Annotated in this window: 12 protein-coding genes and 1 pseudogene; 4 read left to right on the top strand and 9 right to left on the bottom strand. The window is 69.7% G+C overall.

Going from position 1 to position 18075, the window contains the following annotated elements; all coding sequences use genetic code 11:
• Nucleotides 1–237: pseudogene (locus tag AC08OV_RS03035) on the bottom strand (hypothetical protein); the annotation flags it as partial.
• 515 nt (nt 238–752) lie between these two features.
• Here AC08OV_RS03035 and AC08OV_RS03030 point away from each other — a divergent pair.
• On the top strand, nt 753–1304 hold the full coding sequence (locus AC08OV_RS03030) for a DUF3291 domain-containing protein (RefSeq protein WP_476612751.1): 552 nt from the start codon (nt 753–755) through the stop codon (nt 1302–1304).
• Between the two features lie 78 nt (nt 1305–1382).
• Here the strand turns inward: AC08OV_RS03030 and AC08OV_RS03025 are convergent, their stop codons facing one another.
• The 5 genes from AC08OV_RS03025 to AC08OV_RS03005 form a co-directional block, all read right to left on the bottom strand.
• Nucleotides 1383–2324 carry a beta/alpha barrel domain-containing protein gene (locus AC08OV_RS03025; RefSeq protein WP_476612750.1) on the bottom strand — a complete coding sequence of 314 codons (942 nt, stop codon included), beginning with the start codon at nt 2322–2324 and terminating at the stop codon, nt 1383–1385.
• A gap of 68 nt (nt 2325–2392) precedes the next feature.
• Nucleotides 2393–3631, bottom strand: coding sequence for a glycosyltransferase family 4 protein (locus tag AC08OV_RS03020; RefSeq protein ID WP_476612749.1), 1239 nt, complete (start codon nt 3629–3631; stop codon nt 2393–2395).
• A gap of 205 nt (nt 3632–3836) precedes the next feature.
• Entirely contained in the window at nt 3837–6518 is a 2682-nt protein-coding gene (locus AC08OV_RS03015) for an ATP-binding cassette domain-containing protein (RefSeq protein ID WP_476612748.1), read from the bottom strand.
• A 192-nt stretch (nt 6519–6710) separates the two neighbouring features.
• On the bottom strand, nt 6711–7853 hold the full coding sequence (locus AC08OV_RS03010) for a hypothetical protein (protein WP_476612747.1): 1143 nt from the start codon (nt 7851–7853) through the stop codon (nt 6711–6713).
• 186 nt (nt 7854–8039) lie between these two features.
• On the bottom strand, nt 8040–8891 hold the full coding sequence (locus AC08OV_RS03005) for a RibD family protein (protein WP_476612759.1): 852 nt from the start codon (nt 8889–8891) through the stop codon (nt 8040–8042).
• Nucleotides 8892–8959: 68 nt separating this feature from the next.
• Here AC08OV_RS03005 and AC08OV_RS03000 point away from each other — a divergent pair, with 68 nt between their 5' ends.
• Complete coding sequence (locus tag AC08OV_RS03000; protein WP_476612746.1) at nt 8960–9853, top strand: exodeoxyribonuclease III; 894 nt, start codon at nt 8960–8962, stop codon at nt 9851–9853.
• A gap of 108 nt (nt 9854–9961) precedes the next feature.
• On the opposite strand, the gene AC08OV_RS02995 is transcribed toward AC08OV_RS03000, so the two are convergent.
• Nucleotides 9962–10540: an Hsp20/alpha crystallin family protein gene (locus AC08OV_RS02995; RefSeq protein ID WP_476612745.1), complete on the bottom strand. Its 579-nt coding sequence runs from the start codon at nt 10538–10540 to the stop codon at nt 9962–9964.
• Between the two features lie 843 nt (nt 10541–11383).
• On the opposite strand from AC08OV_RS02995, the gene AC08OV_RS02990 reads away from it, so the two are divergent.
• Nucleotides 11384–14248 (top strand): alpha/beta fold hydrolase, encoded by a 2865-nt coding sequence (locus AC08OV_RS02990; protein ID WP_476612744.1) that lies wholly within the window; start codon nt 11384–11386, stop codon nt 14246–14248.
• A 27-nt stretch (nt 14249–14275) separates the two neighbouring features.
• Here AC08OV_RS02990 and AC08OV_RS02985 read toward each other — a convergent pair whose 3' ends face one another.
• On the bottom strand, nt 14276–15001 hold the full coding sequence (locus tag AC08OV_RS02985; protein WP_476612743.1) for a DUF4230 domain-containing protein: 726 nt from the start codon (nt 14999–15001) through the stop codon (nt 14276–14278).
• Between the two features lie 46 nt (nt 15002–15047).
• Nucleotides 15048–17000 carry a PP2C family protein-serine/threonine phosphatase gene (locus AC08OV_RS02980; RefSeq protein WP_476612742.1) on the bottom strand — a complete coding sequence of 651 codons (1953 nt, stop codon included), beginning with the start codon at nt 16998–17000 and terminating at the stop codon, nt 15048–15050.
• Nucleotides 17001–17645: 645 nt separating this feature from the next.
• On the opposite strand from AC08OV_RS02980, the gene AC08OV_RS02975 reads away from it, so the two are divergent.
• Nucleotides 17646–18075, top strand: a 430-nt coding sequence (locus tag AC08OV_RS02975) for an ATP-binding cassette domain-containing protein (protein ID WP_476619264.1), incomplete at its 3' end; no start/stop codon positions are given.

The raw sequence follows: 18075 nt of genomic DNA, 5'->3' as shown, positions 1-18075 counted from the left end.
GTCGTCCCAGACCTTCTTGTCCTTAGCGTCCCAGACCTTCTTGTCCCAGCTCTCCTTCTCCCAGCGGATCTTGGTCCAGTGCTCCTTGACGACGTGCTTGGTGACGCGCTTGTCCTTCGGGCCGTCGTGACCATCGGAGGCCAACGCGCTCGTGGCCGCGGGCCCCGCGGCGACAACCAGAGCCGCCGTCGTGGACAGAGCGACAACTGCGGCTTTTCTCCTTGCGGAACTTCCCATGACTCCCCCATTGCTAGCGGAAAATGACCAAATACTGTCGGCAGTGGAGGCCATTTCGGTCAGCGAGGACCGAAATCGGATCACCGACCGAACTCGAGCGATCCGCACTCAGGCTGATTTCCGCGGAGAAACACGCTTCCACGCAAATGACACAGCCCGCCCCGGGATCTTGGGATCTTCCCCTCCCGGCACCTCCGACTACGGAGAGTAGCTTCGACGTTGCCAATAGGTGGGAGGCGCTCATGATCGACTCGGGTGAGTCCATCCGGGTGGCTCCAGCGGAGCCCTCGGCGGCGACACCACCTGACGGATCACCTGACAGCCCCACGATGGGGCGCCGATCGGCAGGCATCGGCATCGGCCGGCCTGTTCGTGGCGGGGTTACTGTTCGCCGGCTGTTCCGAGCGGCATCGAAAAACTGGTAGAAATTGCACCCGCCAACTCGCCGATCATGATCGACCGGTAATTGACCGATATTCCTGGCGGCGGCGCGACAACCTCCCTAGGCTGCCTTCATGACGGGTTACCATCTGGCCCAGGTGAACATCGCCCGACTGCTCGCGCCGCCCGGCTCCTCCGCGCTGACCGACTTCGTCGCCGGTCTCACTTCCACCAATACGCTCGGCGACGGGCAGCCTGGCTTCGTCTGGCGCCTGCGGGCCGAGGATGGCGACACCGTCGTACGCACGTTCGTGTGGGAGGGCGACGGCGACCATGCGATCATCGTGAACCTGACCGTCTGGGAGTCGGTGGAGGCGCTGGCCAACTTCGTCTTCCGTAGCGGCCACGGGGCGTTCCTACGCCGTCGGCGCGAGTGGTTTCATCCCACCCAGCGGACGACCAACGCCCTGTGGTGGGTACCCGCCGGGCATCGGCCGGGGACGGACGAGGCCGAGGACCGGGTTCGTCACCTGCGGGCCCACGGTCCGACCGCCACCGCCTTCACGTTCCGGCTGACGTTTCCACCGCCGGACCGGCGGATCTCCCTGGTCCCGGGAAGCGGCCCGGAGAACACCGCCGACCAGCCAGGCCGAGCGACACCGAGAAACGCGGCGGCCAGAGGCTGATCCGGCGATGGGCTCCCGCGCCGAGGACGTGAAAAAATATGCTGGGAAGATGTACGGAAAATACGCATGAAACCCTTTTCAGGGGACGGTCGGGTCGGTGTGGTCGATCCAGTCGGACAGAATGGCACCAAAGACGGCCGGATCCTCCGCACGGTTCCAGAACGCGGTGGCGGCCTGGACCGCGGTGGCCCCGGCCAGCAGGTAGTCGGCGACGTCGCGCCCGTCGGTCACACCCCCGACCCCGACGATGTCCACACTCTCCGGGAGCAGGCGGCGTAGCTGGCGCACCTGACCGAGCCCGACGGGCTTGAGCGCCGGCCCGCTCATACCGGCGAGCTCGACGTCGACGACTGGTCGGTGCGCCTCGTCGACGGCGAAGGCGTTGGGGAAGGTATTCACCGCCGTGACGAACCGCGGGCCACCGGGACGCGCGGCGACCTCATCGATCACCGTTGCGAGCTCCGCCAGAGCCGACGGATCGGAGAACGGCGAGATCTTGACTCCGTAGGGGACGCGTCGGGCCGGATCGGCACCAGCCTGCGCCACCAGCGTGTCGCCCACCGCCGTGCAGATCGTCGCGGTGTGCCCGGGATCGAAGCAGGCGATGCGCTTCTGCGTTCCGCCGTCCCAGACGTTCGGGCAGGCCAGGTTCAGTTCGATCAGATCGACCCCCGTCCGCGCCACGACCGCGGAGATCTCGCGGTACTCGTCGACACCGAACCCGGCGACGCTGACGGTCAACGGCTTGCCCGCCAGGTGAGCGCGCCGCACCATGCCGGGCAGATGCGCGGCATAGTAGTCCAGTCCGCGGTTGGGAAGCCCGAGCGCGTTCAACGAGTAGACTCGGCCGGGCCAGTAGACGTTGCCGGAGTTGCCTGACCGCGGTTCTCTGGTGATCGAACCAACGACGATCATCGAGACCGCCGACCGGGCGAACGTTTCGACATCCTCGGCGGTCTTGCAGGTGCCGGCCGCGTTCATGATCGGATGTTCCAGGGAGACACCGCACAGACCGCTCATGACCCCACCCTAGGGTTTTCGCCTGGATCAGGTTCGTGACCGGCAATCGATGATCCGGGTCGCCACCCTCATGCCACGGCGGAGGTTTTTCCGTGGCGCGCCCGCAAACGGTCGATGGCCTTCTGGTAGACCTTCTCGCGCAGGGCGGCAATACGCAACGGCTCGAGCTCGGCGGTGCCGACCCGACCGCGGGCACCCACCGTCTCCGCGAACTCCGGGTCGGTGAGGAAGGGTTCCAGGGCGTCGGCGAGTGCGGGGGCGTCCTCCGGCGGGACGACCGTGCCGCCCTTCCATTTCGCCACCCAGGTGGCCACCCCGGTTGTCGCGGTCGCGACGACCGGGCGCCCCGAGGCCATTCCCTCGAGACCCGCGATGGAGAAGCTCTCGAACCGGCTCGGCACGACGACCGCCCGTGCCTCCTCATAGGCCTTGACCAGCTCGGGACGGGTCAGGTGGCCGGCGAAACGGCAGGTGACGCCGAGTTTGACCGCCTGCTGCTCCAGCCAGGTCCCGGTCGCCACACCCTCGATCGTGCCCGAGGACTGACCGGCGAAGACCACCGTCGCCTCGACACCCCGTTTCTTCAGCAGCGCGGCCGCCTCGATCAGGACATCCAGCCCCTTGCGCCATTCGAGCCGTCCGACGACGAGCAACGTCGGGTCGGTGTGCTGGGGCGACGCCACCTCCATGTACGGGGACCGGTCGAACGGGTAAGGAATGACGTCCGCGTCGGTGTCCCTATCCAGCCAGCCGAAACCGCGCAGCGTGGTGACGATCAGCTCGGAGGGAGCGGTGCGCGCGTCGGCGCGCAGAGCGGAGAACCGGTCGATCCGGTCGGCCACCGCGCCCCTGCCGTGCAGCCGGCCGTCCCGCAGGCGCACATCCATCATCGTCGGGGTATGCAGGTGGATCACGAGGGGGATGTCGCGGCGCAGGGCGGTACGCAGGCCCCGGGTCTCGCCGTCCTGAGTCTCGATCACGTCGGGACGCAGACCGAGACGACGCAGCCAGAAAGCATAGGAAACCGCGAGAACGAACCGCAGGGAGAGCGAATCGCGAGGATGGTTCTCCCCCTGGAACGACCGGCCGAGTGGGCCGAGAAACCTGGTGACGGGCAACCGCAGGAGAGGCCGCCGGTGCACCATCACCCCGTCATGATCCTCATCCGTGCGGTAGCGTCCCTGCGCGCAGAGGATATGAACCCGATGACCGAGCGCGACCAGTGCGTGAGCGATGTCGTGTGTATAGACTCCCGCCCCGTCCCAGATGATCGGCGGATACTGCTCGCACAAGAAGACGATCTCCATGCCCCATCCCCCACCGCGAGCGAACTTCGGTCAGCTCACCTTATCGCCACGATAACCGGTTGCTGCGGAGGTTTTGGATTTGCGACCACTCGCGCCGCGCCGGCCCACAGATAGGGGTATAGCGACTTCCCTCGCGGCCCGGCTCGCGAGGGAAGTCGCCGGGATACCTGGTCCGGGGCGTGGGCTAGGGGGACGGACTAACCACTCAGCCGCGCAACGGCATGGACCGGCCGGTCCTGGAACCGTGCGCCGGCGGGACCCCGGTGCCGTACAGCCGCGGACCCGACAACCCTCCCGAACCCGAACCCGAACCGGTGGCCGGCCCTAGCCCGGCACCCGTCGGCCGGGTGACCTTCGGTTCGATCCGGCGCAGCATGACGGCCGTGAGGATCAGTGCCACGACACCGATCAGCACGCAGATCACGATGTCGAGGACCCAGATCGCCACGCTGTGCTTCCACAGCCCGTCGGCCGGGTCGGTCCGCAGGGTCTCGTTACCGAACTTGCTGACGTCGTTGAGATCGTCCGTGGACGCCAGGGCCGCGAACCCCCAGCGGGCCGGGACGAGCAGGCTGATCTGCTCCAGCACGGGGCGCCCGACCAGCGAGGTCAGTCCCCCGGAGAACACCAGCTGACCCATCGTGACCAGGACCAGGATCGGCATGGTCTTGTCCGCGTTGTCGATCAGCGTCGAGACCAGCAGACCGATCATCATCGAGGCGAGCGCCGCGACACTCACCGCGATCAGACACTCCAGCACCGGCGAGCCGAGCACGACCGCCCTCGGCGGGGTCCGGCCCACCAGCCCGATCAGGGTGAAGACAAGACACTGGGCGGTGGTGATCCCGGTCAGCAGAATGATCTTTGATCCAAGGTAGGCGGTGCGGGACAGCCCGATCGTGCGTTCCCGCCGGTAGATCGGCCGCTCCTTGACGATCTCCCGGACCGAGTTGGCCATGCCCATGAAACAGGCACACAGCACCAGGACGAGGAGAACCTTCGTCGCGTCGGTGTTCGGCGCCTGGGGTAACGCACGCAGCCCGTCCGGGGCGCGGATCACCTGTGGGACGACGCCGAGCAGGAACGGGAAGGCAATGATCAGCCGTAGGTACGACCGGTCGGCGAGCACGACCCGCCAGTACCGTCGGGTCAGCGTCGCGAGCTGGGCCCGGACCGGCTGCTGGCGCACGCTGGGCAGCTCCGGCGGTGCCTTGCGCACCGCGGGCGCCACGATCGCGGAGGGTACGAAGAACTCCGAGTCCCGGAACCGCTCCGCCATCTCCTCACCCGGAGTGGCCTCGAGCTCGCGGAACACCGCCGCGAACTCGCGGAAGTCCTCCTTGCCGAAGAACCGCAGCGCCCCGTCCGCAGGCCCGAAGTAGGCCACGTGCCCGCCGGGCGCGAGCACGAGGATGAAGTCGCACAGGTCCAGGAACAGCACACTGTGGGTGACGACGATGACGGTCCGGCCGGTCTCGTCGCCGGAGCCGGCGCCGCCGCCCTTCGCCAGGCCCCGCAGGGTTTCCATCACAGACTGGTCATTGGCCGGGTCCAGGCCGGAGGTCGGCTCGTCCAGGAACAGCAGAGAGGGCCGGGTGAGCAGCTCCAGCGCGACGCTGGTGCGCTTCTTCTGGCCGCCGGAAAGCCGGAAGACCGGTGTGTTGGCGTGCGCGGTCAGTCCAAGCTGGCCGATGACCTCCTCCACCCGGGCCCGCCGCTCCTCGGCGGTGGTGTCGGCGGGGAAACGCAACTCCGAGCCGTACAGCAGAGCCTCACGCACGGTCAGCTGGTCGTGCAGCGGGTCGGCCTGCGGCACGTACCCGATCCGGCGTCGCAACTCGTCATACTCGGCGTAGAGGTCACGTCCCGCGTAGATCACCGATCCCCGGTCCGCCGGTCGGAAGCCGGTGAGAGCGTTGAGCAGCGTGGACTTGCCGGCCCCGCTCGGTCCGACGACGCCGAGCAGGGAACGGCCCGGCAGCCGGAAGGTCATGTCGTGCATGAGCTGCTTGGTGCCGGCCCACACCGACAGCGCCTGCGCCTCGAAGGCCACGTCACCGGAATCGACGTATTCGACGAGCGAGTTTCCCTCGAGCTGGAACAGATGATGGCCGATGGCGATGATGTCGCGTTGCATCACCCGCGCCCGGGTGACCCGGTGACCGTTGACGAAGGTGCCGTTGGCGGAAGCGAGGTCGACGAGCTCGACACCGGCCACCGAGATGTGCAGCTCGGCGTGATGGCGGGACGCGAGCAGGTCGCCCACGTTGATGTCGTTGTCGCGGGACCGGCCCATCCGCACCCGTCCGATCGTCAGCGGATGCACGCGCCGCCGGTCGTGCACGATCGTCGCCTGCCCCACGGCCGAGTCGGGCCCGCCCGACTGCGCAGGCGCCGCTGGGACGGGCGCCGACGCAGCGCCCGGCGCCGGTTCGGACCACCATTCCGCGCCCGGCACCGCCGCCCCCGGCGACGGCGACGGCCAAGACGGCGACGGCGGTGACGACGGTGACGACGGGCCGGCAAGGGGGATGGGTGCCCCGCCCGGGCTATGGGTCGGCGCGGTCGGCGGGATCATCGGCGGGGCCGGACGCAGAACGAGCACCACCTCGGGTCCGTCCACCGCGCCGAGCCGGAGCCGGAGCTCCCCGGAGACGGCGAGACCGCCCACACGGCAGCCATCCCGCCATAGACCGTTGGCGCTGATGTCCTCGATCCGCCATCCGCCGACGTCGGGATGCAGCACCAGATGCCGGCGCGACACCCGGCCATCGTTGATCACAATGTCGGCCGTACGGGCCCGCCCCACCACGACCGGCTTGTCTCCGGTGAGCGTCGCCTCCCCCGCGGGGGTGGTGACGTGAAGCGGGGTCGGAACCACCAGCACTCTCCCTCGCTCCTTCGATCGCCAGACGCACCATAGTGTGCCTGTGCAGAGGGAGTTTTCCCGCCCCTTCCGCAACATGTCCGAAAGCTGACGGCCACGAGACGGCGCCACGACGGGTTGGAGCGTGCTGGATCCGGACACCGACCGGTCCGGGGAACGAGGAAATGCGGTGGGCGGGTGGTGGAAATCGAATCAGTTCCAGCGGGCCGCACGGGTGCCGCCGTCGGGTAGGCGGGCGGAACCGACGGCCTGACCGCGGTTGTTGACCGCCACGGCGCGGCTGGTGCCGCCGCCGAAATCGCCCAGGAGCACCATCCGACCGTGGGACCAGCGGAATCCGTGCTCGGCGCCGTCGGGCGTACTGCTGACGCCAACGATGTCGCCACGGTCGCTGATCGCCGCCGGCGTGCTGGAAGGGCCGCCGAGGGTGCCGAGATCCGTCACGCGGCCGTCCTCCCAGCGGAAGCCGCGACCGCCACCGTTGCCGTCGAACGTCGAACCGACGACCTGCCCGGCGTCGTTGATCGCCGTCGCCAGGCTGCCACGACCGCCCAGCGTGCCAAGATCGATGATCCTCCGACCCCGCCAGACGACCGCGTGCATCGTCCGATCGGCGGTCTGGGCCCAGCCGACGACGTCCCCACGATCGTTGATGTCGGCGGCCCAGCTCCCGACACTACCGGGCAGGTCGGGCAGATCGGTCCACCGCCCTCGGGTCCACCGGGCGGTGCGGGAACGGCCCCCCTCGTCCACCCGAACGGCGACCTGTCCGCTGTCACTCACCGCCACGGCAAAGCTGGCGGCACCCGACGGCGCGCCAAGATCGACGGTCCGGCCACGCCACCAGCTCACGGCACGAGGCGGCGCGGTGAACGTGGTTCTGGTCCCGACCACCTGGCCACGCTCGTTCTGGTCCTCGACCCGGAAATCGAGATCGACGAGAACGCCGCCGGGCCGGAACGCGAATCCGGTGTCGGGGGCGCCGCGGTGGGGGCGGAAGCCTGTCACCTGGCCTGCGTTGCTGATCCGCGATGGCCCGGGGGCCCCGTCCGGCAGCGCCGTCACCGCGCTGTCCGACCATCGCAGGCCGTGGAGGTCGTAGGAGCCCGCGGAGCCGATGCCGACGACCTCTCCCCGGTCGTTGATCGCTGTCGCCGTACTGAACAAGTACCCGGATGGAAAGCCCAGATCCACCGGCGCAACCGGCCCACCCGGGGCCGCGTGCCGTCGCGCCGCGGCGCCGTTCGCCGGAACCATCGCCAGGATGAGGGCGGCAGCCATCGTGCCCGCCATGGTCGCCGCCCGTACCGCCCGTACCGCCCGTACCGCCCGCATCATCGCCCTTCCGCAGGGGCCGGCCATGCTCCGGGAACGCCGTCCCGGACGCACCTCGAAGCCACGACATGAAGTGAGGCAAGTATTACGTTCCGCATCGACATCGGTGCCGTCGACTCGGCGTGGGCTCGACGACCGCGTGGTCCTTTCGTGGTCCGGAGGCGATCGAGCCGCCGGTCACGGCGTTTAGTGAGACGTCAGTGCCAGATACCGAAGAAAAACCACATTGTCGAGTTGTCGGACCTCGACGAGGCGAAGGGGCGAGCGGACGTCGTTGGGGAAGACCCCCGGTCCCACAAAGGTCGGCGCATCGCGCTCGCCGACGAAGAACGGGGCGACGGTAAGATGCAGCTCGTCGACCAGGCCGGCGGTGAGGAAGGCCGTATGCAGCGAGGTACCACCCTCCACCAGCAGCCGGCGGACGCCGCGCCGGGCGAGATCGGTCAGGATGGCGGCGACCTCGACCCGGGGCCGACCGGGAAGTTCGACCAGGATGACGCGCGCGGTGAAGGTGGCGCGTTCGGTGCGGGCAGCGGGCGCGGTGCGGATCGCCGCCGACGCCGATTGCGGCGTTGACAGCTCGGGAGACGAGGTCGGCGCGGCGATCGCCAACGACGATCCGGCCCGACGGTAAATGATCGTCTCGACCGGGTCGGTAGTGAACAGCCGAGCGCTCGGGTCGAGATCTCCCCCACCGGACAGCACGACCTTGATCGGCGTGGGCGGACGCCCGGCCGCCTCCCGCGCCGCCCGACGGTGCTGCGCGCGCACGGCGAGGCGGGGATTATCCCGCCGGACAGTGGCCGCGCCGACGAGGATCGCGTCACAGCCGGCACGCACCTCGTCCACCCGGTCGAGATCGGCGGCACTGGAGAGGATCAGCCGCTCATCCGAGCTATCGTCGATGTGCCCGTCCAACGACATCGCGCAGCTGCAGATGACGTACGGCCGGCCAGCAACAGCGCCTCGGCCCACAGCGTCATTGTCGACGATGACACTGTCGACAATGTCATCGTCGACACGCCGGCTCATTCCCATGACGACCATCATCCCAGACCCGACATGCCCGGCAGACCTGTCGGACCCTGGGACTACCGTCAACAGATGTGCGGATCGCGACGTGGAACATCAACTCTGCGAAGGCTCGGCAGGCCCGCCTGATCGAATGGCTCGACCGGGCCGAGCCGGATGTGGTGTGCCTGCAGGAGACGAAGCTGTCGGACGACGCCTTCTTGAAGCTGTTCGACGAGGATCTGTTCCGCCGGGGCTACCGGGTCGCCCATCACGGCGACGGCCGGTGGAACGGCGTGGCGATCCTGTCCCGAGACACCCTCGACGACGTCGCGCGGGGTCTTCCGGGCGATCCGGGCTTTCCCGGTCCCGAGCCTCGCGCCATCGCCGCGACCTGCGGCGGCATCCGGATCTGGTCGCTGTACGTACCCAACGGCCGGACCATCGACGACCCTCATTACGCCTACAAGCTGGCCTGGCTCGCCGCGCTGCGCGAGGTGGTGGCCGAGGCCACGGCCCAGGGCGCGGTGATGGCGTTGGGTGATTTCAACATCGCGCCAACGGACGCCGACGTCTGGGACATCACCCAGTTCGAGGGCGCCACCCACGTCACCCCGGCGGAACGCGCGGCACTCGCAGAACTCGTCAACGCCGGGCTCATCGATGTGCTGCGGGCCCGCTGGCCCGACGACGCCGTCTACACCTACTGGGACTACCGCCAGCTGTGTTTCCCGAAGAACCTTGGGATGCGCATCGACCTGGCTCTGGCGACCGCCGACGTGGCGGGCCGCGTGCGCGCGGTCTGGGTGGACCGGGCGGCCCGCAAGGGTGTCGGGACGAGCGACCACGCTCCCGTCATCGTCGATCTGGACACCGCGCCGGACGGCGACATCGGGCCGATGGTGCCGCCTCCGTCGAGTGGTAGCTCGGCCGGACGGTCCGCCCCGGGACGGACCTCCTCCGCCGGCACCGGACCGCGCCGCCGCTGAGCCGGGCGGTCCCGGCAGGATCGACCGGTCCGGCGGGGTATGCCGCCCGGTGCGAGGGAACCGCTGCCCGGCGTGCGGACATCGGCGTCCGCACGCTGGGTGCGCTCCTCAGGCGGTGGAACCGGCCGCGACCGGCGTGGCCGGCTCGGCGGGCCGCGGCGTCGCGGATTCCGCCGGCAGCCCCGGGGAGCCACCCTCCGCAACCTCGGCCGGCCGGGCGTCGCGGACGACCGGGGTGATCTCAATCCGGGTCGCCTTGGGCTCCGCCGCCGCGCCGACGAGACGGACTGTCAGGATGCCCCGGTCGTAAGTGGCCGAGATCCGCTGCGCGTCCACGCCCTCGGGAAGCCGGAACTCCCGGCGGAAGGAACCGTGCCAGCGCTCGCGGTGCACGCGACCAGCGTGCTCGCTCTCGCTGCCGGCCGCACGCTTCCCGCGGACGACCAGGCGACCCCGGTCGATCTCGACCGCGACGTCCCGCTCGACATCGACCCCGGGCAGCTCGAGGTTGATCAGTACATCCGCTCCCTCGGTAACCACATCAGCCGACGGGACGGCGAACTCGGTGACCGACGACCGTCCGGTAAGCACCGGACGCCGCGGGCCCCAGGCACGCCGAACAATCTCGTCGAACTCCCGGTCCATGCGCCCCAGCGCGGCAAACGGGTCCCACAGGTAGGTGCTCACGACGCTCCCCCTCCAAAAGATTGATCTTTCTAGGGCCGATCTCTGTACATCGATGCCGATCGAGACGCGCCCGCCCCTCAGGCGCCCCCTGGACGGATCACCTTCGGTGCGACTGCCTCCCGCTCTCACAGTTAGTGAGTCTAAGACGCTCAACCTTGCTGTTGCAAGTGAGGGCAAAGAATTTGTTGGATGTGAGGCAGGACACCGAAGCGGCGAACGGTCGCAGCGGCCGGCACCGAGCAGCCGGGCGGCGGGGGCCCGGCGCCGGCCCGCCGCGGCGGGCCGGCTCTCCTGGAGCGAGGAGCCGGCGATCGTGCGGCCGCGAGCCGCCCCGAGCTCCGGGCCGCGACGCCGCGGAATGGCGGCACCGGATCCGGGCACCATCGGCCGAACCGCCGACTCGGGATCAAATTAGTCCGGGATCACGGCAAATCGTTTGCGCCGGACATAGCCGAAGCCCGATTACCACCGACAAACTACCCCTTGAGTGAGGGTTACCGGGAGTGACCATAAGATAGCCACAGCACCGTGGTATAAAGTCGCACGCGCTATACCGGACTGCGTGTTGGGGAGGCTGTTCGTGTACCACGAGCGAACGGTTGCAGCACCGTACGAGGCAGCACCGTACGAGATTGTTGGACGGGGTTACCACAAACGGCCCGTCCCATCGCGCAGCCACCCGGCACCGGCCCCGGCGTATCCGTGACCATACGGGATTCGAGGTCCGCCCCCCGATCAGGGGTAACCAGCCGCACCCGGTTGACGAGGTGAGGACCGGCCAGGACACAAGATCATCGTCATCCGTCGTAAGCCGATGACGCCGAGAGAGGACAGGACGAGGGAGTGGCTTTGAACGAAAGCGGTCGGCGCGCGTCCCTTGCGGTCGCGACGCCTGAAGGTGGCGCGTTCTTCCCGGCGTTGCACTTCGACGACCTGCCGGCCTCGGTGGTCAGCCGGTTCCGGGAGGTCGCCACGCACCTGCCCGACACGCCCGCGCTGGTCTCTCCCGGCGTCGTCATGACCTTCGCCGAGGCTGATCGCCGGACCGATGACATCGCGATGGCGGTCCTCGGCCGCCTCGACGCGAACGAGGACGGTCCGGTCGCGACCCTGCTGCCGCACAGCGTGGCTGGCCTGCTGGGCGTGCTGGGCGTGCTGAAAACCGGGCGCCCGGTCGTCCCGCTGGATCCGGTGGTGCCCGCCGAGCGGATGGCACAGATCGTTCGGCAGGCCGGCTGCGTGGCCCTGCTGACCGACCTGGGCGACGGCTCCGTGGCCCGCTCGACGGTGGGCCTGCAGCCGGTGGGGACCAACGGTTCGAACGCCACGGCGGAATCCAGCGTGAATCCGGACGCCCTGCTCGCCGCGCTGGCCGGGGGCGGCCCCCGCCTCGTCCTGGACCTCGCCACGGCGGCCGCGGACGGTGCCCGGTGGATCGCGGCGAACGGCGCGGACGCGGTCTGGTGGCCGCAGCCGCTGGTCGACGATCCGGCCTGCATCGTGTTCACCTCCGGTTCAACCGGCGCGCCCAAGGGCGTGGTGTGGACCAACGGCACGTTCCTGTGCGACGCCTACGCCGGCGCCGAACGCCTCGGTTTCGCGCCGGGCGACCGGCTGGCCCTCGTGCTGCCGTACTCGTTCGCCGCCGGCATCACCGTGGTGGTGTTCGGTCTGCTCAACGGGGCCGGGGTGTATGCCTATGATCCCCGGGCGGCGGGCCTGAGCGGCCTCGCCGACTGGATCTCCTCGCAGCACCTGACCGCGCTGCAGACCACTCCGTCCCTGCTGCGCTCCCTCATCGGCTCACTCGAACCGGACCAGGTCCTCACCGACCTACGGATCGTGACCACGTGCGGGGAGGCCGTCTACGGACGCGACATCACGGCGCTGCGGCCGCACGTGCCACCGGCGTGTACCTACGTGAACTGGTCCGGTGCCTCCGAGATCGCCTCCCTCGGCTTCTTCGAGGTCCCGCCGGGCACCCAACCGCCCGCGGGCACGGTACCCGCCGGACTGCCGGCGACCGGCAAGGAGGTGGTACTGCGCCGCGAGGACGGCACGCCCGCCGATCCCGGCGAGGTGGGCGACGTGGAGGTCACCTCGGCCTACCTGTCGGCCGGGTACTGGGGGAACACGGAGATGACGGCGTCCCGCTTCACCCCGCTCACCGATGGCCGGACCACCTGCCGGACCGGCGATGTCGGCCGGTTCGAACCCGACGGCACGCTGGTCCTGCTCGGCCGCCAGGACACAGCGGTGAAGATCCGCGGCTACCTCGTCGAACCGAGCGAGGTGGAGGCGGCGCTGCTGAGCTCCGCGGAGATCGCCGAGGCGGTCGTCACCGCCGTCGCGCATCCTTCGGCGCGGAACCGGCTGGTCGCCTATGTCGTGCCGGCGGTACACGGCAACACCCTGTCCCCGGTCCGGATCCGGCGGAGGCTGCGCGAGAAGCTGCCGGTCTGGATGGTCCCGACGACGATCATCCCCCTGACGGAACTGCCCCGCAACGAACGCGGCAAGGTGGACCGGGGCGCGCTGCCGCCCCCGCCGGAGGCCCCGGCCGTCTCCGCCCGGCCGAGAACGCAGTGGGAGATCGTCGTCGCCGACATCTGGACGCGGGTCCTCGATCTCGAGGAGGTCGGCATCGGGGACGACTTCATGGAGCTCGGCGGCGACTCCCTGGCAGCGAACGAGCTGCTCACCCTGGTCGCGGAGAAGCTCGGGATCACCATGCCGTCATCGGCGCTGGTCGACGCGCCGACGCTGGGCGAGTTCGCCCGCGCGCTGTCACTCGCGCAGCAGTCGGGTCCGCGGCACCCCACCGTTGTCCCCCTGCGCACCACCGGCTCGCGGCCGCCGCTGTTCTGCTTCGCCGGGGCCGGCGCGCTCGCCCTCGGCTTCCACTCACTGGCCCGCCGCCTTGGTGACGACCAGCCGGTCTACGCCTTCCAGGCGCACGGGCTGGAGCGGCGGGGTTTCCCGGACTGGAGCGTCGCGCGGACCGCCCGCCGCCACCTGGAGATCATCCGCGTCCTGGCTCCCCGGGGTCCCTACCTGCTCGCCGGGCACTCGCTGGGTGGCCTGATCGCCATGGAGATCGCCCAGCAGCTCGCCGCCGCGGGAGAAGAGGTCGGTTTCCTGTCCATCATGGACACCTACCTGCCGGCCTCGCTGCGAATCGAGTCGGCCGGGTCGGGCGACACCGGGTCGGGCGCCACCGAGTCGGCCGGCGCCACCGAGTCGGCCGGCGCCACCGGGTCGACCGGCGCCACCGCGCCGTCGAAGGCAGCCGAGGACCACGCGCGCGGTTACCGCGGCCGGCTGGCGCGGTTCACCCAGAAGCTGCTACCGGAACAGCGGGCGAACTTCACCAGTAAGGCGACCCTCAAGAAAATGGTACAGATTCCGCTCACCGGGGTCGTACAGTTCGGCGGGCTCGAACAGTTCGACGTCTTCTTCAACCACGGGCGACTCCTCGAACGTTTCTACCGACCGCGGCCGTGGCCCGGCCGGGCCCTCGTGTACCGATCGGCGGAGAATCCGGACCCGGAGGACGCATGGTCGGCATTCCTCACCGGGAGCCATGACATCCATTTCGTTCCGTGTGAGCATTTCTACCTGCTCCGCGAACCGCACATCATCAAGATCTCGGAGCATTTCCGGGCCGAGATCGACCGGGTGGTTGCCGGGCTGGCTGAGACAGGCTGACTGCGACGGGCTGAGCACTCCGTTCGCCTAGCGGCGGTCGACTGCGTAGGTCACCCTGACGTCGGTGAAACCCAGCGCGCCGAGTAGACCGCGCAGCATGGCGGTGGTGTTCTTCCTGCCCAGGTCGAGCACCTGGCCATCCGTCCTCGCCGCGTCGGTCATCCGCGCCGACGCGGCCCGGTAGAGCTCCTGGTCGCTGCCGACCCCACCGAACAACCCGCCGACGCGGTTCAGCGCGCCGCGCTGGCGGGCCACCACGTAGCTGTGGTCAAGATCCAGCTCGGGCCTGGACAGCGTCGGGTTCGGCAGCTCGATGGTGACCGCACGACGGTCCGGGGAGACGGTGACCGCCTCCTTGCCGAGCGCACCAAAGTTGATCACCGAGTCGACGGTGCCGACCCCGACGAACAGGGTGCGCTCGCCGCGCAGCGCATCAGGGATCCACTTGCTGTCCTTCTCGAGGTCGACCACCACCTCGAAGTGGGCGCTGGCGGCGTGATAGTCGCTCAGCTCTTCCAGGGAGCGCAGTACCGCCGGGGAACTGCGGTCGACCGTCCTCTCCTCGAATGGGTTCGGCAGGCTCGGCCGCCATCCCGCCACCAGGGCGATGCCGGCGAGGACGAGCACGATGGCGACGACGGCAGCGACGACGGCGATCAACCGCAGTGGGCTGAGCCGGGACAACAGAGACCGCAGAGATCGCGGAGACCGGGTCGAGCGGGTGGGCCGGTCCAGGCCGGACTCGTCGTTCATGAGCGTCTTCTACCCGAAATGGCCGGCAACCACGCCGATGTCGCCGCTATGGCTCTCCGGGCGCGATCGTGGAGCCACACTGGGCGGTGCGGGCGAGAATGATCGCCGTACGGTCGTCGCCCTGCCGCCCGGGCGCGTATCGGCGAACCGCGTCGAAGGCGTCGTCGAGCAGCGCCACCGGCGTGCGCGTGGGATCACGGAGGATCTCGGCGATCAGCCGGTGCAGCCCGAACTGCCGCCCGGCCTCGTCACGCGCCTCCACCAGTCCGTCGGTGTAGGCGAAGAGCACGTCGCCCGGTTCGAGCCGCAGCGTCTGGATTCCCCACGCCCCGGGCTCCGCGAGCAGGCTCGACATCAACGGGCCCGTCGGAGGCAGCCGAACGACCTGCGCCGTTCCCAGCCCGGAGCCGACGATGGAACCGGGTCCCGGCACCCGCCCGGGCTCGGGGCCGGCACCGTTCGCCCCATCCCCCGACCCGCGGGCCGATCCGACAGCATGGGCGGGTCCGACAGCATGGGCGGGTCCAACAGCATGCGCGGGTCCAACAGCAGCCGCCATGGCGGATCCGCCCGCCCCGTCACCGGGGCCGCCTCCCGGCCGGGCGGGATCGCGGGGGCCAACCAGGTGAGCGGTCGGAGCGGGTACCTCGCGTGAGGATGCCCCGCCGGGAAGCACCGCGTCCGCGGGTACCTTGCCTGTGGGCAGCTCGCCCACCGACACCGCGCCCACCGACACCGCGCCCGCGGGCGGCTCGCCCGCCGAGGCCATGTTCCCGGGCACCGCCCGGCGCAGCAGGAGCGTGTCGGGATGACCGGCGTTGACGTAGGACAGGTCCCCGGTCCGCAGGTCGACGACGGCGATGATCGCGGTCGCGAACATCTCCTCGATCTCACCGAGGTTGTCCACCGTCCACTCCAGGGCCCGACCGGGATCGATCTCCGTCGACAGAGCCGCGTCAAGCAGTTGCTTGAGCCGCAACGCGAAGACCCCGGCCGCGGCTCCATGACCGGAGACGTCACCGACCACGACGGCGACCCGCCCGTCGGGCAGCTCGAAGGCGTCGTACCAGTCCCCCGCCAGTTCGCCCTCGGCCGGATCGACCCGGCCGTGCAGGACCAGGCCGCGGGCCCGCAGGAGCGAGGGCGTGAGCGCGTCCCGCAGTGCGATCACGGCGGGTCCCTGCTGGGCCAGAGCCTCCCACGACCGCTCGTTCTGGCGGACGAGCCGCACCAGCTGGGCGCGCATCGTCTCGACGTCGGCGGCCAGCTCCACGATCTCCTTGGGGCCGACGGAGGGAATCCGGGTGTCGTAGCGACCGGCGGCCACCGCGTTGACGGATCGCTGCAACGCTCCGATCGGGCGGAGCAGCCATCGGCGCGAGATGATCATAATGGTCAGCAGGAACCCGAGGATGACGAACATCGCACTGGCCAGCGAGCTCAGCAGCAGCACGGAGGCACTCTCCACCCGCCCGGACGCCTCGACCTGCTCGCGGTCGATCGCCACGGCGAGCTCCGCGACCTCGCGGCGCAGCAGGTCGAAGTCCTGGCGCGCGTTGGTGCGCACGATATTCCGGGCAGCGGCGGTGTCTCCCCTCGTCATCGCGGCCAGTTCCGGCTGGACAACCTCGCGACGCCAGTCCCGGTACGCCCGGCCGACTTCCCCGTGCCGCGCGCGCAGCACGGGGAAGTCGGCCAGCAACGCGTCCAGCCGTGCCATCAGGACCGGGATGGAGCTGGCGGACTCGTCGTAGGGGACAAGGAAACCCCGGTCCCGGGTGATGATGTAGCCACGCAGAGCATTCTCCTGGTCGACGAAGTCGGCCAGGAGCATCGCGGTGGTGGTCGCCGCCGGGTCCAGATGCCTGCTCCGCTCCGTCGCGGCATGACGTGACCGCAGGGCGGAGACCACGGCCAACACCAGCATCACGATGATCGAGATGCTGGCGAGCAACGTCAGCACCCGGATGCCGCGCCGAAGGCCAGCCGTCTCGCCCATGTGCAGATTGTCGTCCAGCCGTCGGGCGCCGGTTGTGTCGGGTGACGTGCGGGGTCCCCCGGGGAGGCTCGTACGACAGCTACCCCATCTCACGGATGGAACGATGAGCGCCGCACTCAATGTGCTGCGCCGAATGATCGCGAATCTCGGCGGCGGCACGGACCTACTCCAGCCCCAGACTAGCCCCAGACTTTCACAGTGCTTGTTTGATGACGCGTCGGAAATGAGTAAACATGGTGGCACGTTGCCACTCTTTCGGACAAGGCGGAAACCTCCGGATTCCCACGGCACCGAGCGCTCCGGAGTGCCGGGAGCTGGAACGGTGCCCGTGGTCCACTCGTTAGGCCTGCTGAGCACGGCGGATCCGAGCCGGGATCCCGAGCCGGGATCCCGAGCCGGGGACTGGTCCGGCCACTGCGGTGCCCGGCGCCGACGGCGCCCAGTGCGTACCGCCGGGAGGCACGGGAGTTCGATCGGCCCCCGTGCCGCTGCCGGTCCCGCCAGCGGCCGTGCATTTAGTCGACCACGACGGCCTCCGCGGGCACGACTCCCCATAGAGCACGGTGGATGACGGAGGCACGGTGGAGGGTGACGGATCGACCGATCTCCGGGAGTTGAATGCATGATCTGGGAGGCTGTCAGACGATGACTTCGGGTTCGGTCACCGAACCGACGTACGCATCGAACGTGGCTGGTCGCCGCCACGGTGCGGCGCGGCCCCCGCGGCCGGCCGGGCGGTCGCCCGAGGGCCCGGCCGAGGCGGCGATCTGGACCCGCGGGCTCGGCAAGCGGTACGGCGATCGGGTGGCGGTGGACCATCTCGACCTCCAGGTGCCGCGCGGGACGCTGTCCGGTTTCGTCGGCCCGAACGGGGCCGGGAAGTCCAGCACGCTGCGCATGCTGCTGGGGTTGATCCGCCCCACGGCGGGCCAGGGGTACGTGCTGGGCGCGCCGATCTCCCATCCGGCCCGCTACCTGGGCCGGGTCGGGGCGATGATCGAAGGCCCGACGTTCCATCCCGGGCTGTCCGGCCGGCGCAATCTGGACCAGCTCGCCCTGCTGCGTGGGATCGGCG

The organism is Frankia sp. CeTa3Moorea (assembly GCF_978021225.1).
This window is presented reverse-complemented; position numbering and strand designations above follow the sequence as displayed.

Bases quoted from the DNA above. Each gene is read 5' to 3' on its own strand.
- AC08OV_RS03030 (WP_476612751.1), top strand. From the start codon at position 753: ATGACGGGTTACCATCTGGCCCAGGTGAACATCGCCCGACTGCTCGCG.
- AC08OV_RS03025 (WP_476612750.1), bottom strand. From the start codon at position 2,324: ATGAGCGGTCTGTGCGGTGTCTCCCTGGAACATCCGATCATGAACGCG.
- AC08OV_RS03020 (WP_476612749.1), bottom strand. From the start codon at position 3,631: ATGGAGATCGTCTTCTTGTGCGAGCAGTATCCGCCGATCATCTGGGAC.
- AC08OV_RS03010 (WP_476612747.1), bottom strand. From the start codon at position 7,853: ATGCGGGCGGTACGGGCGGTACGGGCGGTACGGGCGGCGACCATGGCG.
- AC08OV_RS03005 (WP_476612759.1), bottom strand. From the start codon at position 8,891: ATGGGAATGAGCCGGCGTGTCGACGATGACATTGTCGACAGTGTCATC.
- AC08OV_RS02985 (WP_476612743.1), bottom strand. From the start codon at position 15,001: ATGAACGACGAGTCCGGCCTGGACCGGCCCACCCGCTCGACCCGGTCT.
- AC08OV_RS02980 (WP_476612742.1), bottom strand. From the start codon at position 17,000: ATGGGCGAGACGGCTGGCCTTCGGCGCGGCATCCGGGTGCTGACGTTG.